Origin of the sequence: Kingella sp. SNUBH-2017 (assembly GCF_028680565.1) — a bacterium.
GTDB classification, from domain to species: Bacteria; Pseudomonadota; Gammaproteobacteria; order Burkholderiales; family Neisseriaceae; genus Kingella_D; species Kingella_D pumchi.
In genome coordinates this window covers 57,362-81,709 of record NZ_JAPHVK010000012.1, presented here as the reverse complement: position 1 = coordinate 81,709, position 24,348 = coordinate 57,362, and the positions used below count along the sequence as shown (strand labels likewise).

25 protein-coding genes and 1 pseudogene are annotated in these 24,348 nt (G+C 57.4%); all 26 read left to right on the top strand.

The genetic code is table 11. The features are described 5' to 3' along the window. Window positions 1–135 (top strand): annotated as a pseudogene (locus tag OP500_RS09625) (IS1595 family transposase); the annotation flags it as partial. A 91-nt stretch (window positions 136–226) separates the two neighbouring features. Then, a complete protein-coding gene (gene dapD, locus OP500_RS09620; RefSeq protein ID WP_274070807.1) occupies window positions 227–1,048 on the top strand; it encodes a 2,3,4,5-tetrahydropyridine-2,6-dicarboxylate N-succinyltransferase in 822 nt (273 codons plus the stop codon). A 319-nt stretch (window positions 1,049–1,367) separates the two neighbouring features. Next, complete coding sequence (locus OP500_RS09615; protein ID WP_238747560.1) at window positions 1,368–1,724, top strand: NADH-quinone oxidoreductase subunit A; 357 nt, start codon at window positions 1,368–1,370, stop codon at window positions 1,722–1,724. Next, window positions 1,715–2,194 carry a NuoB/complex I 20 kDa subunit family protein gene (locus tag OP500_RS09610; protein WP_009427104.1) on the top strand — a complete coding sequence of 160 codons (480 nt, stop codon included), beginning with the start codon at window positions 1,715–1,717 and terminating at the stop codon, window positions 2,192–2,194. The genes OP500_RS09615 and OP500_RS09610 overlap by 10 nt, the downstream gene beginning before the upstream one ends. 9 nt (window positions 2,195–2,203) lie before the next feature. Then, window positions 2,204–2,794, top strand: coding sequence for an NADH-quinone oxidoreductase subunit C (locus OP500_RS09605; protein WP_274070806.1), 591 nt, complete (start codon window positions 2,204–2,206; stop codon window positions 2,792–2,794). Next, window positions 2,784–4,040 (top strand): NADH dehydrogenase (quinone) subunit D, encoded by a 1,257-nt coding sequence (nuoD, locus tag OP500_RS09600; protein WP_274070805.1) that lies wholly within the window; start codon window positions 2,784–2,786, stop codon window positions 4,038–4,040. Before OP500_RS09605 ends, nuoD begins: the two co-directional genes overlap by 11 nt. Beyond that, a complete protein-coding gene (nuoE, locus tag OP500_RS09595) occupies window positions 4,040–4,513 on the top strand; it encodes an NADH-quinone oxidoreductase subunit NuoE (RefSeq protein WP_274070804.1) in 474 nt (157 codons plus the stop codon). The genes nuoD and nuoE overlap by 1 nt, the downstream gene beginning before the upstream one ends. Window positions 4,514–4,915: 402 nt before the next feature. Further along, window positions 4,916–6,211 carry an NADH-quinone oxidoreductase subunit NuoF gene (gene nuoF, locus OP500_RS09590; protein WP_274070803.1) on the top strand — a complete coding sequence of 432 codons (1,296 nt, stop codon included), beginning with the start codon at window positions 4,916–4,918 and terminating at the stop codon, window positions 6,209–6,211. 67 nt (window positions 6,212–6,278) lie between these two features. Then, window positions 6,279–6,749: a hypothetical protein gene (locus tag OP500_RS09585; protein ID WP_238747567.1), complete on the top strand. Its 471-nt coding sequence runs from the start codon at window positions 6,279–6,281 to the stop codon at window positions 6,747–6,749. Between the two features lie 289 nt (window positions 6,750–7,038). Beyond that, complete coding sequence (gene nuoG / locus OP500_RS09580) at window positions 7,039–9,297, top strand: NADH-quinone oxidoreductase subunit NuoG (protein WP_274070802.1); 2,259 nt, start codon at window positions 7,039–7,041, stop codon at window positions 9,295–9,297. A gap of 3 nt (window positions 9,298–9,300) precedes the next feature. Further along, complete coding sequence (gene nuoH / locus OP500_RS09575; RefSeq protein WP_274070801.1) at window positions 9,301–10,371, top strand: NADH-quinone oxidoreductase subunit NuoH; 1,071 nt, start codon at window positions 9,301–9,303, stop codon at window positions 10,369–10,371. Between the two features lie 58 nt (window positions 10,372–10,429). Then, window positions 10,430–10,825, top strand: a complete 396-nt coding sequence (locus OP500_RS09570; protein ID WP_036496584.1) for a GNAT family N-acetyltransferase — start codon at window positions 10,430–10,432, stop codon at window positions 10,823–10,825. Between the two features lie 98 nt (window positions 10,826–10,923). Continuing rightward, window positions 10,924–11,403, top strand: coding sequence for an NADH-quinone oxidoreductase subunit NuoI (gene nuoI / locus OP500_RS09565; protein WP_009427116.1), 480 nt, complete (start codon window positions 10,924–10,926; stop codon window positions 11,401–11,403). 16 nt (window positions 11,404–11,419) lie between these two features. Then, window positions 11,420–12,055, top strand: coding sequence for an SMI1/KNR4 family protein (locus tag OP500_RS09560; RefSeq protein ID WP_274070800.1), 636 nt, complete (start codon window positions 11,420–11,422; stop codon window positions 12,053–12,055). Between the two features lie 103 nt (window positions 12,056–12,158). Next, the gene (locus OP500_RS09555) at window positions 12,159–12,824 is read left to right on the top strand and encodes an NADH-quinone oxidoreductase subunit J (RefSeq protein WP_238747575.1); all 666 of its coding nucleotides are present in this window, start codon (window positions 12,159–12,161) and stop codon (window positions 12,822–12,824) included. After that, complete coding sequence (nuoK, locus tag OP500_RS09550; protein ID WP_009427122.1) at window positions 12,821–13,126, top strand: NADH-quinone oxidoreductase subunit NuoK; 306 nt, start codon at window positions 12,821–12,823, stop codon at window positions 13,124–13,126. Before OP500_RS09555 ends, nuoK begins: the two co-directional genes overlap by 4 nt. Window positions 13,127–13,486: 360 nt before the next feature. Next, entirely contained in the window at window positions 13,487–13,903 is a 417-nt protein-coding gene (locus tag OP500_RS09545; RefSeq protein WP_238747577.1) for a GFA family protein, read from the top strand. A 32-nt stretch (window positions 13,904–13,935) separates the two neighbouring features. Next, a complete protein-coding gene (locus OP500_RS09540) occupies window positions 13,936–14,463 on the top strand; it encodes a DUF1697 domain-containing protein (protein ID WP_274070799.1) in 528 nt (175 codons plus the stop codon). A 285-nt stretch (window positions 14,464–14,748) separates the two neighbouring features. Beyond that, on the top strand, window positions 14,749–16,779 hold the full coding sequence (nuoL, locus tag OP500_RS09535; protein WP_274070798.1) for an NADH-quinone oxidoreductase subunit L: 2,031 nt from the start codon (window positions 14,749–14,751) through the stop codon (window positions 16,777–16,779). Window positions 16,780–17,102: 323 nt separating this feature from the next. Beyond that, entirely contained in the window at window positions 17,103–17,414 is a 312-nt protein-coding gene (locus OP500_RS09530; protein ID WP_238747583.1) for a GIY-YIG nuclease family protein, read from the top strand. A 354-nt stretch (window positions 17,415–17,768) separates the two neighbouring features. Then, complete coding sequence (locus OP500_RS09525) at window positions 17,769–19,268, top strand: NADH-quinone oxidoreductase subunit M (RefSeq protein WP_238747585.1); 1,500 nt, start codon at window positions 17,769–17,771, stop codon at window positions 19,266–19,268. Window positions 19,269–19,278: 10 nt separating this feature from the next. After that, window positions 19,279–20,730: an NADH-quinone oxidoreductase subunit NuoN gene (gene nuoN, locus OP500_RS09520; protein ID WP_274070797.1), complete on the top strand. Its 1,452-nt coding sequence runs from the start codon at window positions 19,279–19,281 to the stop codon at window positions 20,728–20,730. 254 nt (window positions 20,731–20,984) lie between these two features. Then, entirely contained in the window at window positions 20,985–21,284 is a 300-nt protein-coding gene (locus OP500_RS09515) for a DUF2818 family protein (RefSeq protein WP_274070796.1), read from the top strand. A gap of 34 nt (window positions 21,285–21,318) precedes the next feature. Next, the gene (queC, locus tag OP500_RS09510) at window positions 21,319–21,987 is read left to right on the top strand and encodes a 7-cyano-7-deazaguanine synthase QueC (RefSeq protein WP_274070795.1); all 669 of its coding nucleotides are present in this window, start codon (window positions 21,319–21,321) and stop codon (window positions 21,985–21,987) included. Between the two features lie 81 nt (window positions 21,988–22,068). Beyond that, window positions 22,069–22,713, top strand: coding sequence for an endonuclease III (gene nth / locus OP500_RS09505; protein ID WP_238747593.1), 645 nt, complete (start codon window positions 22,069–22,071; stop codon window positions 22,711–22,713). A gap of 172 nt (window positions 22,714–22,885) precedes the next feature. After that, window positions 22,886–24,226, top strand: coding sequence for a phosphoglucosamine mutase (glmM, locus tag OP500_RS09500; protein WP_274070794.1), 1,341 nt, complete (start codon window positions 22,886–22,888; stop codon window positions 24,224–24,226). Window positions 24,227–24,348 lie beyond the last annotated feature (122 nt).

Below are 24,348 nucleotides of genomic sequence, written 5' to 3'. Positions count from 1 at the left end.
AAACGCGTACTGCGCAAATACAATGGAATCGACCGTAAATCTTTCCCGCTGTTCTTGAAAGAATGCGAGTTCCGTTTTAACTTTGGCGCACCTTCCGAGCAGCTTAAAGTGCTGCGCCGGTGGTGTGGAATTTAGGGCTTATCTAGTACAGCCCCAAAAATAAACGCTCTTTTCATCCCGCAGGCAGCCTGAAAACGCTGCCTGCCTGTTATTACAAGGAAAAACCATGTCTTTGCAAAACATCATCGAAACCGCCTTTGAAAACCGCGCCGACATCAGCCCCGCCAGCGTGTCTTCCGAAGTGAAGCAGGCCGTTGAAGAAACCCTGCGCCTGCTCGATTCGGGCGAGTTGCGCGTTGCCGAGCGCCTGGGTGTGGGCGAGTGGAAAGTGAACGAATGGGCGAAAAAAGCCGTGCTGCTCTCTTTCCGCATTGCCGACAACGAAGTGCTCAACGACGGCGTGAACAAGTATTTCGACAAAGTGCCGACCAAATTCGCCGATTGGAGCGAAGAAGAATTCCGCGCCGCCGGTTTCCGTGCCGTGCCCGGCGCCGTTGCCCGCCGCGGCAGCTTCGTCGGCAAAAACGTGGTGCTGATGCCGTCTTATGTGAATATCGGCGCCTATGTGGACGAAGGCGCGATGGTCGATACCTGGGCGACTGTCGGCTCCTGCGCCCAAATCGGCAAAAACGTGCATTTGAGCGGCGGCGTCGGCATCGGCGGCGTACTCGAACCGCTGCAAGCCAGCCCCACCATTATTGAAGACAACTGCTTTATCGGTGCGCGCTCGGAAATCGTCGAAGGCGTGATTGTCGAAGAAGGCAGCGTGATTTCGATGGGCGTGTTTATCGGCCAGTCCACCAAAATCTACGACCGCACCACCGGCGAAATCCACCAGGGCCGCGTGCCCGCCGGCTCGGTTGTAGTCTCCGGCTCGATGCCCGCCCAAGACGGCAGCCACAGCCTGTATTGCGCGGTGATTGTGAAACGCGTCGATGCGCAAACCTGCGCCAAAACCGGCGTCAACGAACTGCTGCGCGGGGTTTGAAGCAGCCTGAAAAGGCTTCGGTAAGTAAAAACGAAAAGGCAGCCTGAAAAATATTTTTCAGGCTGCCTTTGGCATGCGCCTAGATGGCTGGGACGGCGCCGGCTGCAAATGTTCAAGACCGTAAACTTTTTATCCGCCTGCCAAACGGCGAAACGCAATGCGGCAGGGCAGCTCTATTTTGATAATAGGAGTTATTATCAAAATCTCATTGAAAATATTGGACTTTCTTGGCTTTTTTGCGCATCAAAAACTTTCACGAGGTTATGAAATTGGGTAAAATGCCGCGTTACGAAAATTAACATTCAGTAAAGGTGGCACTATGCTGGCCAATTACTTTCCCGTTTTGGTTTTTATGCTGATCGGCCTGGCCGCCGGCATTCTGTTTCTGGCCTTGGGCACGCTGTTGGGACCCAAGCGCCATTACGCCGAAAAAGACGCGCCGTTTGAGTGCGGCTTCGAGGCTTTTGAAAACGCAAGGATGAAGTTCGACGTGCGCTACTACCTGGTGGCGATACTCTTCATTCTCTTTGATTTGGAAGTGGCTTTTATGATCCCGTGGGCGGTGGTGTTTAAAGACTTGGGCATGGCCGGTTTCTGGCCGATGCTGGTGTTTATCGCCGTTTTGGGCATAGGCTTTGTTTACGAATGGAAAAAAGGTGCGCTGGAATGGGAATAGAAGGCGTTTTGAATAAAGGTTTCATCACCACCAGCGCGGATACCGTGCTCAACTACATGCGCACCGGCTCGCTGTGGCCGGTGACTTTCGGTTTGGCCTGCTGCGCGGTGGAGATGATGCACGCCGGTATGGCGCGCTACGACCTTGACCGCTTCGGTATTATCTTCCGCCCGTCGCCGCGCCAGTCTGATCTGATGATAGTCGCCGGCACGCTGTGCAACAAAATGGCGCCCGCCCTGCGCCGCGTGTACGACCAGATGGCCGAGCCGCGCTGGGTGCTGTCTATGGGTTCCTGCGCCAACGGCGGCGGCTACTACCATTATTCCTATTCCGTGGTGCGCGGCTGCGACCGCATCGTGCCGGTGGACGTGTACGTTCCCGGCTGCCCGCCCACTGCCGAAGCGCTGCTTTACGGCCTGATTCAGCTTCAGGGCAAAATCAAGCGCACTTACACCATTGCCCGCAACTAGGAGCGCGCCATGCATGTAAACGATTTGCACGCCGCCGTGCAGCGGCTGTTGGGCGACAAGGCCAGCGCCGTGCTGCTGGCGTTCGGCGAAGTAACCGTTGAGACCCGCCCCGAGCACTACATCGACATTATGACCACCCTGCGCGACCACGAAGAGCTGCATTTCGAGCTGTTGGTGGATTTGTGCGGCGTCGATTACAGCACTTATAAAAACGAAGCATGGCAGGGTAAGCGCTTTGCCGTGGTCTGCCAGCTTTTGTCGGTGAAAAACAACCAGCGCATCCGCGTGCGCGTGTGGGCGGACAACGACGATTTTCCGGTTGTCCAAACCGTTACCCCGATTTACAACAGCGCCGACTGGTACGAGCGCGAAGCCTTCGATCTCTACGGCATTATTTTCAACGACCACCCCGACCTGCGCCGCATCCTGACCGACTACGGCTTTGTCGGTCATCCTTTCCGCAAGGATTTCCCCATTTCCGGTTATGTGGAAATGCGTTACGACGAAAAAGAAAAACGCGTGATCTACCAGCCGGTTACCATCGAGCCGCGCGAGATTACCCCGCGCGTTGTCCGCGAGGAGAACTACGGTGGCCACTAAACTCAGAAACTACACCATCAACTTCGGCCCGCAGCACCCCGCCGCCCACGGCGTATTGCGCATGATTTTGGAATTGGACGGCGAAACCATCGTCCGCGCCGACCCCCATATCGGCCTGCTGCACCGCGGCACCGAAAAGCTGGCCGAAACCCGTACCTTCCTGCAAACCCTGCCCTATATGGACCGCTTGGACTACGTTTCCATGATGGTCAACGAGCAGGCCTACTGCCTGGCGGTGGAAAAACTGCTTGGCATCGACATCCCCATCCGTGCCAAATACATCCGCACCATGTTTGCCGAGGTAACGCGCATCCTGAACCACCTGATGGGTGTCGGTTCGCACGCGCTCGACATCGGCGCCATGACCGCCATTCTTTACGCCTTCCGCGACCGCGAAGACCTGATGGATCTGTACGAAGCCGTCTCCGGCGCGCGCATGCACGCTGCCTACTTCCGTCCCGGCGGCGTGTATCGCGATTTGCCCGACTTTATGCCCAAATACGAGCCGAGCAAATACCGCAGCGCCAAAGTGTTAAAAGAACTCAACGCCTGGCGCGAAGGCAGCATGCTCGACTTTATCGATGCCTTCTGCGAGCGCTTTCCGTCGCGCATCGACGATTTGGAAACCCTGCTTACTGACAACCGCATCTGGAAGCAGCGTACCGTCGGCATCGGCGTGGTCTCGCCCGAGCGTGCCATGCAAAAAGGCTTTACCGGCGTGATGCTGCGCGGTTCCGGCATCGAATGGGACGTACGCAAAACCCAGCCCTACGAAGTCTATGACCAAATGGACTTCGACATCCCCGTCGGCGTCAACGGCGATTGCTACGACCGCTACCTGTGCCGTATCAACGAAATGCGCCAGTCCACCCGCATCATCAAACAATGCGCCGACTGGCTGCGCGTCAACCCCGGCCCGGTGATTACCGACGACCACAAAGTCGCCCCGCCCAAACGCACCGAAATGAAGCTCGGCATGGAAGATTTGATCCACCATTTCAAACTCTTCACCGAAGGCATGCACGTACCCGAGGGCGAAACCTATACCGCCGTCGAACATCCCAAAGGCGAATTCGGCATCTACCTGATTTCCGACGGCGCCAACAAACCTTACCGCCTGAAAATCCGCGCCCCCGGCTTCGCCCACCTGCAAGGTATGGACGAAATGGCCAAAGGCCACATGCTGGCCGACGTCGTCGCCATCATCGGCACTCAGGACATCGTATTCGGAGAGGTGGACAGATAATGTTATCCGCAGAATCCCTGAAACAAATCGACACCGAGCTGGCCAAATACCCCGCCGACCGCCGCCGATCCGCCATTATGGGCGCGCTGCGCATCGCCCAAACCGAAAAAGGCTGGCTCGCCCCCGAAACCATCGAGTTTGTCGCCGAATACGTCGGCATCAGTCCCGCGCAGGCCTACGAAGTCGCTACTTTTTACAATATGTACGACATCAAACCGGTGGGCAAATACAAACTCACCGTCTGCACCAACCTGCCCTGCGCCCTGCGCGGCGGCGTCGATGCCGGCGAATACCTGAAGAAAAAACTCGGCATCGGCTACGGCGAAACCACCGCCGACGGCAAATTCACCCTGGTCGAAGGCGAATGCATGGGCGCCTGCGGCGACGCCCCGGTGATGCTGCTCAACAACCACAAAATGTGCAGCTTTATGACCGAAGAAGCCATCGAAGAGAAACTGGCCGAACTGCAATAGGCAGCCTGAACAAGCAGCCTGAAAGTCCCAAAGGCTGTCTGAAACCCGTAGGTCGGATACTTGTATCCGACAACCGTCCCAAGGCGGCAGTAAAGCAGCCTGAAAACCCGTAGGGTGCGCACCGCGCACCGGCAAAGCAGCCTGAAACCCTAAACCACCTGACGGACGTTATCAGCTTACGCAAGTCCGTTACGCTCCCCCCGCACAGACGGGAATCTTGGTAGCGCAACAATAACTGCCAAGCCTGCCCGCCGTCGAAACCCAAACAAGATTCCCGCCTACGCAGGAATGATTGAAGTAGGAAAACCTGTTTTCAGACGGCCTTAAAAGCAGCCTGAAAACCAAACAGGCCGTCTGAAAGGCCGCCCGAACCGAACAAACCAAACAAACCGAGCAAGCACCATGGCTATTTACCAAACAGGCGTGATTTTCGACAACGTGGACACCCGCGATCCCGAATGCTGGACGCTGGAAGCTTATCTCAAACGCGGCGGCTATCAGGCGCTGAAAAAAATCCTGTTCGAAAACCTGAGCCAAGACGACGTGATCGCCGAAGTCAAAGCCTCCGGCCTGCGCGGCCGCGGCGGCGCGGGCTTTCCCACCGGTCTCAAATGGAGCTTTATGCCCCGCTCCTTCCCCGGCACCAAATACGTCGTTTGCAATACCGACGAAGGCGAGCCCGGCACCTTCAAAGACCGCGACATCATCTTCTTCAATCCCCACGCCCTGATCGAAGGCATGATTATCGCCGGTTACGCCATGGGCGCGCCCGCCGGCTACAACTACATCCACGGCGAAATCTTCGAAGGCTACCAGCGCTTTGAAGCCGCGCTGGCGCAGGCGCGCGCGGCCGGCTATCTCGGCCAGAACATTCTCGGCAGCGAGTTCTCCTTTGAACTCTATGCCGCCCACGGCTACGGCGCCTATATCTGCGGCGAAGAAACCGCCTTGCTCGAATCGCTGGAAGGCAAAAAAGGCCAACCGCGCTTCAAGCCGCCGTTCCCCGCATCCTTCGGCCTGTACGGCAAGCCCACCACCATCAACAACACCGAAACCTTTTCTTCCGTCCCCTTTATCATCCGCGACGGCGGCCAGACCTTTGCCGACAAAGGCATCGAAAACGCCGGCGGCACCAAGCTGTTTTCCATTTCCGGCCATATCGAGCGCCCGGGCAACTACGAAGTGCCGCTGGGTACGCCGTTCGCCAAAATCCTTGAAATGGCCGGCGGCATGAAAAACGGCAAAAAACTCAAAGCCGTGATTCCCGGCGGCTCGTCCGCGCCGGTGCTGCCCGCCGACATCATGATGGAATTGAACATGGACTACGATTCCATCGCCAAAGCCGGCTCGATGCTCGGTTCGGGCGCGATTATCGTGATGGACGAAGACGTGTGCATGGTCAAAGCGCTCGAGCGCCTGAGCTATTTCTACCACGAAGAATCCTGCGGCCAATGCACCCCCTGCCGCGAAGGCACCGGCTGGCTGTACCGCATCGTCCACCGCATCGCCAACGGCCAGGGTCGCATGGAAGACTTGGATCTGCTCGATTCCGTCGGCAACAACATGGCCGGACGCACCATCTGCGCCCTGGCCGACGCCGCCGTCTTTCCCGTGCGCAGCTTTACCAAACACTTCCGCGACGAGTTTGTGCACTACATCGAGCACGGCGGGCCGATAAAGCCCCATAAATGGTGTTAGCCATATAGTGCAGCCTGAAATTTTTGAGATGGCGCGAGTTATTTTTTGTTATAGCAAGGAAAGGCTGATGAAAAAAACAGCCGCATGGATTCTATTTACCGCATTTGCCGCATGGAACACGCCGCAGGCATTGGCTGGAAATCATGAAGATGCCCAAAAAATTGCAGTGGTCAAAGGATTTTTGGACTGCAACGCCAAAGGTGCGTGCCTTAATGAAAAAACCGCCGATACGGCGACCAAACGCTTCCTCAGCAGGACGGCAGTTGCGGTGCTGAATCAAGAGAAAGGGCGTTTTCAGGCGGATGATGATTGCAGCGCGGTGATTCCCAGATGTTACAGCGGCCTTTGGTCGGAACCCGGCAACGGCGGCTTTACGTGGCATACGCCCAAGTTTACGGTGCAGGGCAACACGGTATCCGCTGATTTCGGCAAGACGGACGGTGTAGCCCGTTTCAAGCTGGTCAGGGAAAACGGACAGTACAAAATAGACAATTCCATCCACGTGTTGCCTGCTTATTCAACACAATGGTGGCGGTAACACTGTGCAGGCTGCCTGAAACAGTAGTCAAGCAAGCGTAGGTTGGGTCTAGACCCAACAGAAACACAAAGGCAGCCTGAAACGTAAAAAAGCCACCCGAAACCCGTAGGTCGGATACCCGTATCCGACAAGCCGCTCCAAGCGGCTGTAAGGTAGCCTGAAAACCGGCAACGCAAGTTTCAGCGAAGTGAAAAAACACCCCGAGGCCGTCTGAACGCCGCAAACCGCGTTTTCAGGCCGCCGCAAACCATTACCCATTCAAATAAAACCCCGTAACTAGGAAACCACCATGTTACAAATCGAAATCGACGGTAAAGAAGTCTCGGTAGAGCAGGGTGCGACGGTGATCGAAGCCGCGCAGAAGCTCGGCACCTACATCCCGCACTTCTGCTACCACAAGAAACTTTCCATTGCTGCCAACTGCCGCATGTGCCTGGTGGAAGTGGAAAAAGCGCCCAAGCCGTTGCCCGCCTGCGCCACGCCGGTAACCGACGGCATGGTGGTGCGCACCCATTCCGAAAAAGCGCGTCAGGCGCAGGAAGGGGTGATGGAGTTTCTGCTGATCAACCACCCGCTCGATTGTCCGGTATGCGACAAGGGCGGCGAGTGCCAGTTGCAGGACTTGGCGATGGGCTACGGCAAAACCACCAGCCGCTACACCGAAGCCAAACGCGCCGTGGTCGGCAAAGACATGGGCCCCTTGATTTCCGCCGCCGAAATGAGCCGCTGCATCCACTGCACCCGCTGCGTGCGCTTTACCGAAGAAATCGCCGGCGAGCAGGAAATCGCCATGGCCTACCGCGGCGAGTTCTCCGAAATCATGCCCTTTGTCGGTAAAGTGGTGGAAACCGAATTGTCGGGCAACGTTATCGACCTGTGCCCCGTCGGCGCACTCACCAGCAAACCCTTCCGCTTCAATGCCCGCACCTGGGAATTGAGCCGGCGCAAATCCGTGTCCGCCCACGACTCTTTGGGCAGCAACCTGATTGTGCAGGTGAAAGAACACACCGTGCGCCGCGTGCTGCCGCTGGAAAACGAAGCCATCAACGAATGCTGGCTGTCCGACCGCGACCGCTTCGCCTACGAAGGCCTGTACCACGACAGCCGCCTGAAAAACCCGAAAATCAAGCAGGGCGGTGAATGGATCGATGTTGATTGGAAAACCGCGCTCGAATATGTGCGCACTTCGCTGGACTGCGTCGGTAAAGACGGACAGCAGGATCAAATCGGCATCTGGGCCAACCCGATGAATACCGTCGAAGAGCTGTATCTGGCGAAAAAACTGGCGCAGGGTCTCGGCATCAAACATTTCGACACCCGCCTGCAAGCGCAGGATGCCCGTCTGCAAGGCAGCCTGAAAGGCGCGCAATGGCTCGGCCAGAGCATTGAAGACTTGGGCAATGCCGGTGCCATTCTGGTGCTCGGCGCCAACCTGCGCAAAGAGCAGCCGCTCCTGACCGCCCGCCTGCGCCGCGCCGCCAACAACGGCAGCCAGATCAGCGTGCTCGCCAGCAGCAAAGAAGCGCTGCATATGCCGCTTGCCGCGCAGCAAATCCTGCATCCGAACCAATGGGCAGGCTGCCTGAAAACCCTGGCGCAGGACTTGGAAAACGGTATCGGCGGCAGCCTGAAAGCCGCCGAGCAGGCCGCCATCGTGCTGGGCGCCGAAGCGCAGAACCATCCCGATTACGCCGCCATCTATGCCGCCGCGCAGGAGCTGGCCGATGCTACCGGCGCCAAGCTCGGCATCCTGCCGCAGGCGGCCAACAGCGTCGGCGCCGATGTGCTGGCGGTCAATAACGGACAGACCATCGCCGAAATGATCGCCCAGCCGAAAAAAGCCGTGCTGCTGTTGAACGTCGAACCCGAAATCGACGTGGCCAACGGCGGCCGTGCCGTGGCCGCGCTGCGCGAAGCGCAAACCGTGATGGCGTTCACCCCCTATGTCAGCGACACTCTGCTAGACGTGTGCGACCTACTGCTGCCGATCGCGCCCTTTACCGAAACTTCCGGCAGCCTGATCAATATGGAAGGCCGCTTGCAGTCCTTCCACGGCGTATCCAAAGGCTACGGCGACAGCCGCCCGCTGTGGAAAATCCTGCGCGTGCTGGGCAATATTTTTGAAGTGGACGGCTTTGAGTTCGACAGCAGCGAAGAAGTGCTGCAAGAAGCAATCGACAAAGACGCGCTGGCCGGCAAACTCGACAACCGCAGCAGCTGGCAGGGCGAAGCCGCGCCGGCCGGCAGCGGGCTGACCCGCGTCGGCGGCACCGGCATCTACCACACCGACGCCATCGTACGCCGCGCCGAATCGCTGCAGCAAACCGGCCACGCCCAAGTGCCCGCCGCCCGCGTCCACCCGCTGACGCTGGCCGCGCTCGGCCTGATCGACGGCGACAGCGTGCGCGCCAAACACGGCGAGCACAGCGTTACCGTCAGCGTCTCGGCCGATAAAACGCTGCCGGAAAACATCGTCCACCTGCCGCTGCACAGCGCCAACGCCGAATTGGGCGGCATGATGAACGCCATCGAACTGGAAAGGGCTTAAGCAATGCAAGAATGGTTCCAAACCCTGTTTTCAGGCTGGCTCGGCCCCATCGGCAGCGACATCGGCCTGATTGTGTCGATTGTCGTCAAAATCGTCATCATCCTGATTCCGCTGATTCTCACCGTTGCCTACCTGACTTACTTCGAGCGCAAAGTTATCGGCTTTATGCAGCTGCGCGTCGGCCCCAACGTAACCGGCCCGTGGGGTCTGATCCAGCCGTTTGCCGACGTGTTCAAGCTGCTATTTAAAGAAGTTACCCGCCCCAAGCTGTCGAACAAGGCGCTGTTCTACATCGGCCCGATTATGTCGCTGGCGCCGTCGTTTGCCGCCTGGGCGGTGATTCCCTTTTCCGAAAAATGGCTCTTGACCAATATCAACGTCGGCCTGCTCTATATTTTGATGATTACTTCGCTGTCGGTGTACGGCGTGATCATCGCCGGCTGGGCGTCCAATTCCAAATACTCATTTCTCGGCGCCATGCGCTCTTCCGCGCAAACCATTTCCTACGAAATCGCCATGGGCGCGGCGCTGCTGTGCGTGGTGATGGTTTCAGGCAGCCTGAATTTTTCCGAAATCGTTGCCGCCCAAGCGCAGGGTATCGCCGGCGGTTCGGTATTCTCGTGGAACTGGCTGCCGCTGTTTCCGGTGTTTATCATTTATCTGATTTCCGCCGTTGCCGAAACCAACCGCGCGCCCTTTGACGTGGCCGAGGGCGAGAGCGAAATCGTCGCCGGTTTCCACGTCGAATACTCCGGTTTCGCCTTTGCCCTGTTCTTTTTGGCCGAATACATTTTCATGATCCTGATTGCCGCGCTGACATCGCTGATGTTTCTCGGCGGCTGGCTCTCGCCCTTCCCGCAAAGCTGGGGCGCTGTCGGCACGCCGTCGGCCTTCTGGATGTTTGTCAAAATGGCGATGGTGCTATACGGCTATCTGTGGATACGCGCCACCTTCCCGCGCTACCGCTACGACCAAATCATGCGCCTGGGCTGGAAAGTGCTGATCCCGATCAGCTTCGTGTTTATTGTCGTGCTGGCGCTGTGGATGGTCTCGCCGCTGAGCTTGTGGAAATAGGCCGTCTGAAAAGCAAAAGCAGCCTGAATAAGGTAGCCTGAAAAAAAAGGACAAACAAATGATCGAATACAGCAACAGCAAAACCATTACCGCCGAACAGTTTGCGGGCGTACTCGAGCGTTCCGGCATCCGCCGTCCCACTACCGACCTGCCGCGCCTGCAAACCATGCTCGATCAGGCCGACATCCTGTGGACGGCATGGGACGGTGCGAACCTTGTCGGCGTTGCCCGCTCTCTTACCGACTTCGCCTACGCTTGCTATCTGTCCGATCTTGCCGTCGATACCGCCTGCCAGCATCAGGGCATCGGCCGCGAACTCGTCCGCCGCACACAGGCGCAAATCGGCGAAAAAGTCGCCCTGATTCTGCTTTCCGCTCCCGCTGCGATGGACTACTACCCGAAAATCGGCTTTGAAAAAGCCGAAAACGCCTTTATCGTCAAACGTACCGCCTGACACGGCAAGGCAGCCTGAAAACGCACAACGCAAGTTTCGGCAAAGTTTAAAACCAAAACCAAACACCAAAATCCCCTAAAACGGAGGATACGAACCCAATGGCAAACCTAGTCAAAACCTTCCTGCTCGGCGAGCTGGTCAAAGGCATGGGGCTGACCCTGAAAAACTTCTTCGCCCGCAAGGAAACCATCTACTTCCCCGAAGAAAAAACCCCGCAGTCCGTGCGCTTTCGCGGCCTGCACGCCCAACGCCGCTACCCCAACGGCGAAGAGCGCTGCATCGCCTGCAAACTGTGCGAGGCCGTCTGCCCCGCAATGGCGATCAACATTGAATCCGAAGAGCGCGAAGACGGCACCCGCCGCACCACCCGCTACGACATCGACCTGACCAAGTGCATCTTCTGCGGCTTCTGCGAAGAAGCCTGCCCCACCGACGCCATCGTCGAAACCCATATTTTCGAGTACCACGGCGAGAAAAAAGGCGATTTGCACTTCACCAAACCCATGCTCTTGGCCATCGGCGACAAATACGAAGAAGAAATCGCCAAACGCAAAGCGGCGGATGCGCCCTACCGTTAAGGCAGCCTGAAAAACCATGAATGCCGAAGCACTGAAAACCAGGTTAAACAACCTGTTTGCCCGCCTCAACCCGCCCTACGGCGTTGTGTCCGAATGGCATGAAGCGGCTGCCGATGCAGCCGAAATCCGCGATACCGAAGCGCGGCTGGGCGTGCGCCTGCCCGAAGACGTGAAAGCCGCTTTCCGCAGCTTTTCCGGCATCAGCCACGAAACGCCCTATCTGATGGGTGAGCGTTTTGAAACACTGCGCCGCAAGCTCACCGCCGCAGGCTGCCTCACCGCAGACGACAGCGAATTCCAAGACAATTTGGTCATTGCCCAAATCAAACGTTTGAGCGAATGGGGCAAGGCAGACGAACTGTACAATCCGAAAGAAGAATACCGCCGCCTGCCGGAAGCCTTGGCGCAAGAGGGCGGACAAGCCTTTTATGACGGCTGCACGCAGGAAATGATCGACAATCCCGCCTTTGTTTACATCGGCGACAGCTACGCCGAAACCTTGTTTGCCAACTTGGCCGAAGGGTCGGAACACTATGGCGCAATCTACAACCTGCGCCCCTACTATCCGCACTTCTTCGCCTACAAAATCGCCGACAGCTACACTGATTTGCTGGAACGAATCGTACAGTCGCTGGAACAGCAGGCAGCCTGAAAAGGCTACCTGAAAACCAAACAGGCCGTCTGAAACCGCAACAGGCCGTCTGAAACCCCAAACAAGCAGCCTGAAAGCATCAACCCCCACCGGAAAGACCTTTATGAGCTTCCAACTGATTATGTTCTACACCCTGGCCGCCATCATCCTGTTTGGCGCGCTCAAAACCGTAACCGCCAAGAACCCCGTGCACGCCGCGCTGTATCTGGTGCTCACCTTCTGCATGAGCGCGATGATGTGGATGCTGATGCAGGCCGAGTTTCTCGGCATCACGCTGGTGGTGGTGTACGTCGGCGCGGTGATGGTGCTGTTCCTGTTCGTGGTGATGATGCTCAACATCGACATCGAAGAAATGCGCAAAGGCTTCTGGCGCAACGCCCCCGCCGCGCTCACCGTCGGCGTGCTGATGGCCGTCGCCCTGATTCTGATACTGGTGTCGCCCAAAACCAACCTTGCCGCCTTCGGCCCGATGAACGACATCCCCGCCGATTACAGCAATGTGCGCGATCTCGGCAGCCAGATTTACACCACCTACCTGCTGCCCTTTGAGCTGGCCGCCGTGCTCTTGGTGCTCGGCATGGTCGCCGCCATCGCCCTAGTACACCGCAAATCTGCCAACCCCAAACGCATCGACCCCGCCGACCAGGTCAAAGTCGATGCCAAACAAGGCCGCCTGCGCATGGTGAAAATGGCCGCCGTGGTGCAGACCCCGTCCGCCCCCGCAAGCGGAGAAACCGACGATACCGCCGATTCGGAGAACAAAGCATGATTACGCTGACACACTATCTGGTACTCGCCGCCCTGCTGTTCGGCATCAGCGCCATGGGCATCTTTATGAACCGCAAAAACGTACTCGTTTTGCTGATGTCGATCGAGCTGATGCTGCTGGCCGTAAACTTCAACTTCATCGCCTTTTCGCAATATTTGGGCGACACCGCCGGCCAGATTTTCGTCTTTTTCGTCCTAACCGTAGCCGCCGCCGAATCCGCGATTGGTTTGGCGATTATGGTTTTGGTGTTCCGCAACCGCCAAAGCATCAACATCAGCGATTTGGACAGTTTGAAAGGGTAGGGTGGCGGTTTCAGGCTGCTTTGCAGGCCGTCTGAAAGCCGTATAGCAGAGTAGGTCGGGGTTGTAACCCCAACAAGCTGTCGAACGGAAAACCATGTTGGATCAAGGCTCAAGCTACAAGGCTGAAAACAGATTTTTCATTAAAGGAGAATGGAATGAGGTTTTTATTGCTGCTAACAATAGTATTTCTATCTGGTTGCAGTTTGTTTATGGATAAATGTTCTTCTTTATCAGGCTGGTGCGTCAGATAAAACTTTGGTCATTCCCTCTCCCGCTCGCGGGGGAAGGAGACAGAAGGAGCACTGTTTTCAGACGGCCTTAAAGGCAGCATGAAAATCGGACACAAAATAAGGAAAAGCCATGAAAGCCCAATGCCAGTGCGGCAGCGTAACGCTCGAAGTCAAGCATAATCACGAAGTTCACGCCTGCCATTGCAGCAAATGCCGCCAACGCACCGGAGGCGCATCGTTTACCCTGACCGCCGAAGGCGCACCGCAAATCAGCGGTGAAGAAAACATCGGCCGCTACCGTTCTTCCGACTGGGGCGAGCGCACTTTCTGCAAACAATGCGGCAACGATCTGTATTTCCACCTGCTGCCAGAAAGCGGCATGGATGAAGCGTGGTATGTCAATGCCGGACTGTTTGCCGACAACGCCGACTTTGCCTTGAAACTGCAAATTTTTACCGACTGCCAAGCACCGTATTACCACCTGTCGGATGACACCCCGAAAATGACCGAACAAGAATTTCTGGCGTGGGTCGGCGCGGCAGAATAGGCAGCCTGAAAACCCGTTTGAAAGACCAAACCATGAGCAGACAAACCCTAATCGCATTTTTACGCGGCGTGATGCCGAGCGGAAAAAACGCCGTCAAAATGGCAGATGTCCGTGCCGTATTGGGCGGTAACGGTTTCGACAATGTGCGGACATGGATACAGAGCGGCAATATTGCGCTGGAAAGCGGATTGGCTGCGGACGAAGCCGCCGTGCGGATACATGATTTGCTGCATACGCATCTGAATGTAGATTTGGCCGTTATTGTCAAAACGCCTGCCCAGTTGCGTGAAATATTGGACGGCAATCCGTTTGCCGATGAGGCATACGACCCCAAGCGCGTATTTTTTACGCTGTGCAACACACCGCTGGCCGATACCGCCGGTTTGGAGGCGCAGGACTTCGGCAGTGAAAAACTGCATATCCGCCCGTGCGCCGCGTATCTCTACATCCCGCAGGACGCTTCTCGCAGCAAGCTGGGCAATGCGTTTTTGGAAAAACAGCTCGGCCTGAGCCTGACCACGCGCAACGGCAATACCTTGCGTAAGATGGCGGATTTTTAAGGCAAGGCAGTAAACGTAGCAGGGTAGGTTGGGTTGCAAACCCAACAAAATGCTGAAAACGCAAACGTCGTTGTTGGGTCTCGACCCAACCTACAAGACTCTTGGCTGAAACCGCCGACAGTCAAAGCCAAAAAAAGATTCCCGCCTGCGCGGGAATGACGAAAATGAAAGAAACCGCCGTTTCAGACGGCCTGCAAAGCAGCCTGAAATCCAAAGGCCGTTTGAAACCCAAGCAAGCCGCGTTTTTTCCGAAAGATTAAAAGTTCAACCCCTAAGGTTCACAACATGACTGATATGACTTTATACCTCACCATCGCCCTTCTGCCGCTGGCGGGCTCGCTGCTGGCGGGGCTGTTCGGCAATAAAATCGGCCGCGCAGGGGCGCATTCGGTAACGATACTCGGCGTGGCGGTGTCGGCCGTGTTGTCAGGCTGGGTGTTGTGGGGCTTTATCGACGGCTCGCGCGCCAAGTTTGACGAAAACGTCTATACCTGGCTGACAATGGGCGGCATTGATTTCTCGGTCGGCTTTCTGGTCGATTCGATGACGGCGATGATGATGGCGGTGGTCACCGGCGTGTCGCTGATGGTGCATATCTACACCATCGGCTATATGCACGACGAAGCAGTCGGCTACCAGCGCTTTTTCAGCTATATCTCCTTGTTTACATTCAGCATGCTGATGCTGATTATGTCCAACAACTTCATCCAGCTTTTCTTCGGCTGGGAAGCGGTGGGCTTGGTGTCGTATCTGTTGATCGGTTTCTATTTCAAAAAACCGTCGGCCACCTTTGCCAATTTGAAAGCGTTTCTGGTCAACCGCGTCGGCGACTTCGGCTTTGTGCTAGGCATCGCGCTGGTGCTGGCCTATTTCGGCGGCAGCCTGCGCTATGCCGACGTGTTCGCCTATCTGCCGCAGGTGCAAAACGCCACCATCGAGCTGATTCCGGGCGTGCAGTGGTCGCTGATTACCGTAACCTGCCTGCTGCTGTTTGTCGGCGCAATGGGTAAATCCGCCCAATTCCCGCTGCACGTCTGGCTGCCCGACTCGATGGAAGGCCCGACGCCGATTTCCGCGCTGATTCACGCGGCAACCATGGTTACCGCCGGTTTGTTTATGGTGTCGCGCATGTCGCCGATTTACGAATTGAGCAGCACCGCCTTGAGCGTCATCATGGTCATCGGCGCGATTACCGCGCTGTTTATGGGCTTTCTCGGCACAATTCAAAACGACATCAAGCGCGTGGTGGCCTATTCCACCCTGTCGCAGCTCGGCTATATGACCGTGGCGCTGGGCGCGTCGGCCTACTCCGTGGCCATGTTCCATGTGATGACCCACGCCTTCTTTAAAGCCCTGCTGTTTCTCGCCGCCGGTAGCGCCATCATCGGCATGCACCACGACCAAGACATGCGCCACATGGGCAACCTGAAAAAATACATGCCGATCACTTGGCTCACCATGCTGCTGGGCAATCTGGCACTTATCGGCACGCCCTTCTTCTCCGGTTTCTATTCCAAAGATTCCATCATCGAAGCGGCCAAACTCAGCAACCTGCCCGGCAGCGGCTTTGCCTACTTCGCCGTACTCGCCAGCGTGTTTGTAACCGCGTTTTACGCGTTCCGCCAATACTTTATGGTGTTCCACGGCAAAGAAAAATGGCGTGAGCTGCCCGAGCACCACGACGACCATCATTCAGACGGCCATCATCACGGCCTGGGCAAACACGACAACCCGCACGAAAGCCCGTGGGTCGTCACCCTGCCGCTGGTATTGCTGGCGATTCCGTCCGTGATTATCGGCTACATCGCCATCGAACCCATGCTCTACGGCGACTTCTTCAAAGGCGTGATTTTCGTCAACCACGAAGCCCACCCCACCATGCACCTGATGAAAGAAGAATTCCACGGCGCACTGGCGATGGTGTCGCACAGCCTGCACTCGCCCGTGCTGTATCTCGCTATCGCAGGCGTGGTAAGCGCATGGTTCTTATACATCAAAGCCCCGAGCCTGCCCGCCAAAATCGCCGCCGCCTTCCGCCCCGTGTACGTATTGTTTGAAAACAAATACTACCTTGACGTGATTTACTACAACGTTTTCGCCAAAGGCAGCCGCGCATTGGGCACATTCTTCTGGAAAGCCATCGACACCGCCATCATCGACAACGGCCTCGTCAACGGCAGCACCAAACTCGTCGGCGCGGTATCCGCCCAAGTGCGCAAAATGCAAACCGGCTTTATCTACACCTACGCCGCCTTTATGGTAACCGGCGTACTGGTGCTGATCGTGGCGTTTTTCTGGGGGCTTTGGTTCGGATAATTGGTGTTTCAGACGGCCTTTGGGTTGCAGGGCAGCCTGAAAGCAAAAAGGCCGTCTGAAAAACAGAACACCGCGTGAAACCCTGCAAGCAGACGCCCACCCACTGACGTCATTCCCGCGCAGGCGGGAATCTTGGCGCAGATGCAGCAACCCCGTGTTTCAACTGCCAATCATTGAAGCCGAAAAAAGATTCCCGCCTGCGCGGGAATGACGAAACAGAAAGAAACAGCCGTTTTTAGACGGCCTTGAAAGCAGCCTGAAAAACGAAAGGCCGTCTGAAAGCGGGTTTGCAGGCTTCTGCAAAACCCAAAATAGGAAGCGATATGCACCGCCATCCCTTAGCCGGACAGCCTGCCGTGTATATTATGGCCAGCGGCAGAAACGGCGTGCTGTATATCGGCGTTACCATGAACCTGCCCGAGCGGGTATGGCAACATAAAAACAGCCTTGATTTCGACAGCTTTACCGCCCGTTACAATGTGCACGATCTGGTGTGGTACGAACTGTTCGAGCATATGCCCGCTGCCATCGCCAAAGAAAAAGCCCTGAAAAAATGGCGGCGAGAATGGAAAATCAGACTGATAGAAGAACAGAATCCCGAGTGGCTGGATTTGTTCGCCGGTCTGATACGTTAGAAGGACAAGGCAGCCTGAAAATAAACAGGCCGTCTGAAAAGCAAAAGGCCGTCTGAAATCCTGCAAACAGCCGCCCCACCACTGCCGTCATTCCCGCGCGGGCGGGAATCTCGGTGGAATTGAACGAATGCAGGTTCAAGCCGCCATTGTTGGAGCGGAAATAAGATTCCCGCCTGCGCGGGAATGACGGCAGTAGAAGCAACACCGTTTTCAGACGGTCTCAAACAGCAGCCTGAAATAACAGAGGCTGTCTGAAAGGCTACCTGAAAACCCGAAAGGCCGTCTGAAACCCCTTTACCCAACCCACCCACGCAACCCAAACCGAATTATTTTTACAAACCACAGGCAAACACTATGTTTTCAAACAACCTACTCAGCTTGGCAATCTGGGTGCCGATAGCAGCCGGTATTCTGGTCTTGGCGACCGGTTCCGACCGGCGGGCGCTGTTGGCGCGCATTCTTGCGCTGATTGGCGCGGCGGCCGGTTTCTTGGTAACGCTGCCGCTGTTTACCCGTTTCGACCGTTTGAGCGGCGGCTTCCAGTTTCAGGAATTCCACCAGTGGATTCCCACGCTCAATATCAACTACGCGCTGGGGGTGGACGGTATTTCGGTGCTGTTTGTCATTCTCAACGCCTTTATCACGCTGATGGTGGTGCTGGCGGGCTGGGAAGTGATACAGAAGCGGCCGGCGCAGTATATGGCGGCGTTCTTAATCATGAGCGGCCTGATCAACGGCGCGTTTGCGGCGCAGGATGCCCTGCTGTTTTACGTGTTCTTCGAGGGCATGCTGATTCCGCTGTATCTGATTATCGGCGTGTGGGGCGGCCCGCGCCGCGTGTATGCGTCGGTAAAACTGTTTCTCTATACGCTGATGGGTTCGCTCCTGATGCTGGTGGCGATGGTGTATCTGTCGTATCAGGCGGGCGGCAGCTTTGCGATTGCCGATTTCCAGAATCTGAAACAGATTCCGCTCGGCATCCAACAGATTTTGTTTGTCGCCTTTTTCCTGTCGTTTGCTGTGAAAGTGCCGATGTGGCCGGTGCACACCTGGCTGCCGGATGCGCACGTTGAAGCGCCGACCGGCGGCTCGATGGTGCTGGCAGCGATTACGCTGAAAGTGGGCGCGTATGGTTTCCTGCGCTTTATCCTGCCGATTCTGCCCGACGCGGCGCGCTATTTCGCGCCGGTGATTGTGGTGTTGAGCCTGATTGCGGTGATTTACATCGGCATGGTGGCGCTGGTGCAGACTGATATGAAAAAACTGGTGGCGTATTCTTCCATCAGCCATATGGGTTTCGTTACGCTGGGGATGTTCCTGTTTCTTGACGGTCGTCTGAACGACTGGGCGCTCAAAGGCGCGATTATGCAGATGATTTCGCACGGTTTTGTCTCCGCCGCCATGTTTATGTGCATCGGCGTGATGTACGACCGCCTGCACACGCGCAACATCGCCGATTACGGCGGCGTGGTGAACGTGATGCCCAAATTTGCCGCCTTTATGATGCTCTTTGGCATGGCCAACGCCGGTTTGCCTGCGACTTCGGGCTTTGTCGGCGAGTTTATGGTGATTATGGGTTCGGTCGAAGTGAATTTCTGGGTGGGTGCGCTGGCCGCGCTGACGCTGATTTACGGCGCGTCTTACACGCTGTGGATGTACAAACGCGTGATTTTCGGCGCGATTACCAATCCGCACGTGGCCGAAATGAAAGACATCAACGCCCGCGAGTTTCTGATTTTGGCGGTGTTGGCGGTAACGGTGCTGGGCATGGGTCTGTATCCGCTGCCCTTTATCGAAGTTGTCCACCAGGCTGCCGACCAACTGATTACCCAAGTGGCACAAAGCAAGATTTGAGGTTGAGAACATGGAGTTACTGAATTTGAATATTGGTCTTGCCGCGCCCGAAATCGTGCTGTTGTGCGGTCTGTTCAGCGTGCTGCTGGTGGATCTGTGGCTGAACGACGAGCAGCGCTACATCTCCCACTTTCTCAGCATCGGCGTGATGGTGGCCGCTGCCGTCGCCCAGTTTCTGACTTGGGGGCATGACTCTGCCGCCGCCTTCCACGGCATGTATCTGGCCGATGGCATCAGCAAGCTCGGCAAAACCGTGGTCTATCTCGGCACCGCGCTACTGTTTGTTTACGCCAAACCCTATAACCAGGCGCGCGGCATCTTTAAAGGCGAGTATTACACGCTGGCGATGTTCGCTGCCGTCGGCATGAGCGTGATGATCGGCGCCGGCCATTTTCTGGCGGCCTATGTCGGTTTGGAGTTGCTGTCGCTGTCTCTGTATGCGCTGATTGCGCTGCGCCGCGATTCCGCCCGCGCCGCCGAAGCCGCGCTGAAATACTTTGTGCTCGGTGCGTTGGCTTCCGGTTTGTTGCTGTACGGCATTTCGATGGTATACGGCGCCACCGGCAAGCTGGAATTTGCCGCCGTCTCCGAAGCGCTGTTAACCCAGTCGGCCAATCTGTGGCTGCTGAAACTCGGCCTGCTGATGATTGTGGCCGGCATTGCTTTCAAATTTGGCGCCGTGCCCTTTCATATGTGGGTGCCCGACGTTTATCAGGGCGCGCCCACTTCCGCCGCCGGCCTGATCGGTACCCTGCCGAAAATCGCCGCTACCGTGTTTGCCTTCCGCATTCTGGTTTACGGCCTGGCCGCGGTTAAGGCCGACTGGCAGCCGATGTTCGCCGGCTTGGCGGTGCTGTCGCTGCTATTGGGCAATCTGGTGGCGATTATGCAGACCAATATCAAGCGCATGCTTGCCTATTCGACTATCTCCCATATGGGCTTTATCCTGCTGTCTTTCGTGGCCGGCCAGATGGGGCTGTCAGCAGCGGTTTATTACGCAATTACCTATGTGCTGACCGGTTTGGCGGGCTTTGGCGTGCTGATGCTGCTGTCGCGTGAAGACGCCGAATGCGAAAACATCGCCGATTTGGCCGGTCTCAACCAGCGCAACGCCTGGTATGCTTTCATTATGCTGCTGGTGATGTTCAGCATGGCCGGCATCCCGCCGCTGATGGGCTTTTACGCCAAATTTGCGGTAATCAAAGCCCTGCTGGCCGCCCAATACGTTTGGGCGCTGCCGGTGGCGGTGTTTGCGGTGATGATGAGCCTGATCGGCGCCTTCTACTACCTGCGCGTGGTGCGGGCGATGTATTTTGAAGAAAAAGCCAGCGACGCGCCGATTACCGGCGATGCCAGCGGCCGCGTGCTGCTGTCGGTAAACGGCCTGATGCTGTTGGTGTGGGGCGTATTCCCCGCGCATCTGATGGCGCTGGTGGCGCAAGCCATCGACACCGCGCTGTAAGCTCCTGCCGTCCGTGCCGCCGCTGCGGCGCGGCTCGGGCAGGGCAGACGCGAAGGCAGCCTGAAAGCCGTTTACGGTTTCAGGCTGCTTTGCCCCGTATAAAGACGCCGCTTACTTGGATGGCGGCAAGCTGCCTGTTTTTTCGTTCCGCTGCCTTGTCGCCGCAAACCCAAACCCTTTCAGGCTGCCTGTGCGCTGTTTACTTTGTCTGCTTTCAGGCAGCCTGAAAACCCGAATCCAGAGAGAAACCCGCTGTGACCGCTGCAATGTACACCCTTTTGGCATTGGCGCTGATACTGGCCAACCTGCCGTTTCTCAGCCGCCGCCTGTTTGGCGTGCTACCGCTCAAGCACAAGCATTTCGGCCACCACCTGATAGAGCTGGCCGCCGGCTTTCTGCTCACCGGCGTGCTGGCCTATGTGCTCGAGCAGCGCTCCGGCCAGGTGCATCCGCAGGATTGGGAGTTTTACGCGGTAACTGTGTGCCTGTATCTGGTATTCGCCTTCCCCGCCTTTGTCTGGCGCTATTTCTGGCACGGGCGCAACAAAGAATAGGCAGCCTGAAAACCCCGCATAAGGAAGCCGCGATATGGCAGAAAACAAAGCCCTGGTGATTTTTTCCGGCGGACAGGATTCCACTACCTGCCTGCTGCTGGCGCTGGAAGAATACGGCGCCGGCAAAGTCGAAGCCCTGAGTTTCCGTTACGGCCAGCGCCACAGCATCGAATTGGAAAAGGCCGCCGCCATCGCCCGCGATTTTGGCGTGAAGCAGACCCTGCTCGATATGCCCCAGCTCTCGGCGGTTACCCACAACGCGCTGATGGACGGCAGCGCCGCCATCGAAGCGCCCGCCGGCGAAGTGCCCAATACCTTTGTCGACGGCCGCAACGCCCTGTTTCTGCTCTACGCCGCCATCCACGCTAAAGCGCAGGGCATCCGCGACATCATCATCGGCGTGTGCGAAACCGACTTCTCCGGCTATCCCGACTGCCGCGACGTTTTCGTCAAATCGATGAACGTCAGCCTGAATCTGGCGATGGACTACAATTTCAACATCCGCACCCCGCTGATGTATCTCACCAAAAAAGAAACCTGGGCGCTGGCCGACAAACTCGGCGCGCTCGATTTCGTTCGCGAACGCACCCACACCTGCTATCTGGGCATCGACGGCGGCTGCGGCGAATGCCCCAGCTGCATCCTGCGCGAGCGCGGTCTGGCCGAATATCTGGCAGAACGCGCAGGCAGCCTGAAAAACTGAATCCCGCCTTTTCAGGCTGCCTGACAAAAGGCAGCCTGAAACGCAAAAACCGCCCAAGCAGCCTGAAAAACACACACCGCCATGAACAAAACCATCCGCACCGAAATCTTCACCCGCCTGCGCGACGCCGATCCCCATCCCACCACCGAGCTCAACTTCTCCAGCCCGTTCGAACTGCTGATTGCCGTGCTGCTCTCGGCACAGGCCACCGACAAAGGCGTCAACAAAGCCACCGCCAAGCTGTTTCCGGTGGCCAACACCCCGCAGGCCATGCTTGATTTGGGCTTGGAAGGCGTGATGGAATACACCCGCACCATCGGCCTGTACCAGACCAAATCGCGCCACATCATCCAAACCTGCCGCCTGCTCTTGGACAAACACGGCGGCCAAGTGCCGCAAACGCGCGAAGAGCTGGAAGCCCTGCCCGGCGTCGGCCGCAAAACCGCCAATGTGGTGCTCAACACCGCCTTTGGCGTGCCGGTGATGGCGGTCGATACCCATATCTTCCGCGTTGCCAACCGCACCAAAATCGCCCCCGGCAAAAACGTGCGCGAAGTCGAAGACAAGCTGATGCGCGTCGTCCCCAAAGAATTTCTGCTCAACGCCCACCACTGGCTGATTCTGCATGGCCGCTACACCTGCAAGGCGCAAAAGCCGCTGTGCCAGAGCTGCATCATCAATGATTTGTGCGAATACGGCGCCAAAACCACCTTTCAGGCAGCCTGAAAATTCGGTTCGCCCGCCGCCGTTTTCAGGCTGCTCGAAAACGGTTGCGGCCGCCCAAGATTAAAGCAGGTAAAAGCGCCGCTGTGTTATGGCATCACATGGCCTTTTTCTTTACAATGCCGGCTTTTGTCCGGCCTGCGCGCCGGATTTACCGCGCTATCACGGGGGAAACATGAAAGAACGCAAATATTTCGGCACCGACGGCATCCGCGGCCGGGTCGGCCGTTATCCGATTACGCCCGATTTTGTGATGCGGCTCGGCTGCGCTTTCGGCAACGCGCTGATCAAGCACGACAGCCAGCACAAACCCACCGTGATTATCGGCAAAGACACGCGCATTTCCGGCTATATGCTCGAAACCGCGCTGGTGGCCGGCTTCACCGCCGCCGGCGTCAATGTTTTCCAAACCGGCCCGCTGCCCACCCCGGGCATCGCCTATCTCACCCGCGCCCTGCGCCTGGCCGGCGGCGTGATGATTTCCGCCTCGCACAACGAGTTTTCCGACAACGGCATCAAGTTTTTCGCCGAAGGCGGCGTCAAACTCGATGATGCCACCGAGCTGGCGATCGAAGCCGAACTGGAAAAAGAGATGCTCACCAAGCCATCCGAGCAGCTCGGCCGCGCCCGCCGCATCGACGGCGCCGACGCCCGCTACATCGAATTTTGTAAATCCACTTTCCCCGGCACGCTCAATCTGCGCAATTTGAAACTGGTGGTCGATACCGCCAACGGCGCCGGCTACAACACCGCGCCCGAAGTCTTTCACGAGCTGGGCGCCGATGTGATCCGCATCGGCAATACCCCCAACGGTTTCAATATCAACGAGCGCATCGGTGCCACCCACGTCAAAACCCTGCAGGCTGCCGTGCTGCAGAACGAAGCCGACTACGGTATCGCGCTCGACGGCGACGGCGACCGCCTGATTATGGTCGATAAAGACGGCACGATTTACGACGGCGACAAGTTGGTTTATGTCATCGCCAAAGCCCGTGCCCGCGCCGGCGCCCCGCTGGGCGGCGTGGTCGGCACCGTGATGAGCAATCTGGCGATGGAAACCGCGCTCAAGCGCGAAGGCATCGAGTTTGCCCGCGCCAAAGTGGGCGACCGCTACGTGCTCGAACAGCTTTACCAGCGCGGCTGGCAGGTGGGCGGCGAAGCCTCCGGCCACATCCTGTGCCTAGACAAACACAATACCGGCGACGGCACCATCGCCGCGCTGCAGGTGCTGGCCGCGCTGCAGGAACTCGGCCAGCCGCTCTCGCGCGCCGTCGATTGGCAGCCTTATCCGCAGACCATGCTCAATGTCGCCCTTGCCGAAGGGCAGGACTGGCAGCAGGCTTCCGCCGCCGCGCTGGCCGAAGTCGAACAACAGCTGGGCGATCGCGGCCGCGTGGTACTGCGCGCGTCCGGCACCGAACCGGTGGTGCGGGTGATGGTGGAATCGGAAGACGCCGCGCAAAGCGAGCGCTGCGCCCGCCACATCGCCGACGCCATCCGCAACGGCAGCCAGTAAACCCCGCGCCGGCTTTTCAGGCAGCCTGAAAGCTTGTTCCGCCAGCGCCGCCACTTCTTTTTCTTTTCCACCGCTTTCAGGCAGCCTGAAAACTGCCACAACCTTAAGATCCGAAGCCCCGT

Excerpts from the sequence above, each read along its gene's own strand:
- nuoG (WP_274070802.1), top strand. The coding sequence starts at position 7,039 with ATGTTACAAATCGAAATCGACGGTAAAGAAGTCTCGGTAGAGCAGGGT.
- nuoE (WP_274070804.1), top strand. The coding sequence starts at position 4,040 with ATGTTATCCGCAGAATCCCTGAAACAAATCGACACCGAGCTGGCCAAA.
- OP500_RS09605 (WP_274070806.1), top strand. The coding sequence starts at position 2,204 with ATGCATGTAAACGATTTGCACGCCGCCGTGCAGCGGCTGTTGGGCGAC.
- nuoF (WP_274070803.1), top strand. The coding sequence starts at position 4,916 with ATGGCTATTTACCAAACAGGCGTGATTTTCGACAACGTGGACACCCGC.
- OP500_RS09585 (WP_238747567.1), top strand. The coding sequence starts at position 6,279 with ATGAAAAAAACAGCCGCATGGATTCTATTTACCGCATTTGCCGCATGG.
- glmM (WP_274070794.1), top strand. The coding sequence starts at position 22,886 with ATGAAAGAACGCAAATATTTCGGCACCGACGGCATCCGCGGCCGGGTC.
- OP500_RS09560 (WP_274070800.1), top strand. The coding sequence starts at position 11,420 with ATGAATGCCGAAGCACTGAAAACCAGGTTAAACAACCTGTTTGCCCGC.
- OP500_RS09610 (WP_009427104.1), top strand. The coding sequence starts at position 1,715 with ATGGGAATAGAAGGCGTTTTGAATAAAGGTTTCATCACCACCAGCGCG.
- OP500_RS09555 (WP_238747575.1), top strand. The coding sequence starts at position 12,159 with ATGAGCTTCCAACTGATTATGTTCTACACCCTGGCCGCCATCATCCTG.
- nuoH (WP_274070801.1), top strand. The coding sequence starts at position 9,301 with ATGCAAGAATGGTTCCAAACCCTGTTTTCAGGCTGGCTCGGCCCCATC.
- OP500_RS09615 (WP_238747560.1), top strand. The coding sequence starts at position 1,368 with ATGCTGGCCAATTACTTTCCCGTTTTGGTTTTTATGCTGATCGGCCTG.
- dapD (WP_274070807.1), top strand. The coding sequence starts at position 227 with ATGTCTTTGCAAAACATCATCGAAACCGCCTTTGAAAACCGCGCCGAC.
- nuoL (WP_274070798.1), top strand. The coding sequence starts at position 14,749 with ATGACTGATATGACTTTATACCTCACCATCGCCCTTCTGCCGCTGGCG.
- nuoN (WP_274070797.1), top strand. The coding sequence starts at position 19,279 with ATGGAGTTACTGAATTTGAATATTGGTCTTGCCGCGCCCGAAATCGTG.
- nth (WP_238747593.1), top strand. The coding sequence starts at position 22,069 with ATGAACAAAACCATCCGCACCGAAATCTTCACCCGCCTGCGCGACGCC.
- OP500_RS09545 (WP_238747577.1), top strand. The coding sequence starts at position 13,487 with ATGAAAGCCCAATGCCAGTGCGGCAGCGTAACGCTCGAAGTCAAGCAT.
- OP500_RS09540 (WP_274070799.1), top strand. The coding sequence starts at position 13,936 with ATGAGCAGACAAACCCTAATCGCATTTTTACGCGGCGTGATGCCGAGC.
- nuoK (WP_009427122.1), top strand. The coding sequence starts at position 12,821 with ATGATTACGCTGACACACTATCTGGTACTCGCCGCCCTGCTGTTCGGC.
- queC (WP_274070795.1), top strand. The coding sequence starts at position 21,319 with ATGGCAGAAAACAAAGCCCTGGTGATTTTTTCCGGCGGACAGGATTCC.
- OP500_RS09570 (WP_036496584.1), top strand. The coding sequence starts at position 10,430 with ATGATCGAATACAGCAACAGCAAAACCATTACCGCCGAACAGTTTGCG.
- OP500_RS09530 (WP_238747583.1), top strand. The coding sequence starts at position 17,103 with ATGCACCGCCATCCCTTAGCCGGACAGCCTGCCGTGTATATTATGGCC.
- OP500_RS09525 (WP_238747585.1), top strand. The coding sequence starts at position 17,769 with ATGTTTTCAAACAACCTACTCAGCTTGGCAATCTGGGTGCCGATAGCA.
- nuoI (WP_009427116.1), top strand. The coding sequence starts at position 10,924 with ATGGCAAACCTAGTCAAAACCTTCCTGCTCGGCGAGCTGGTCAAAGGC.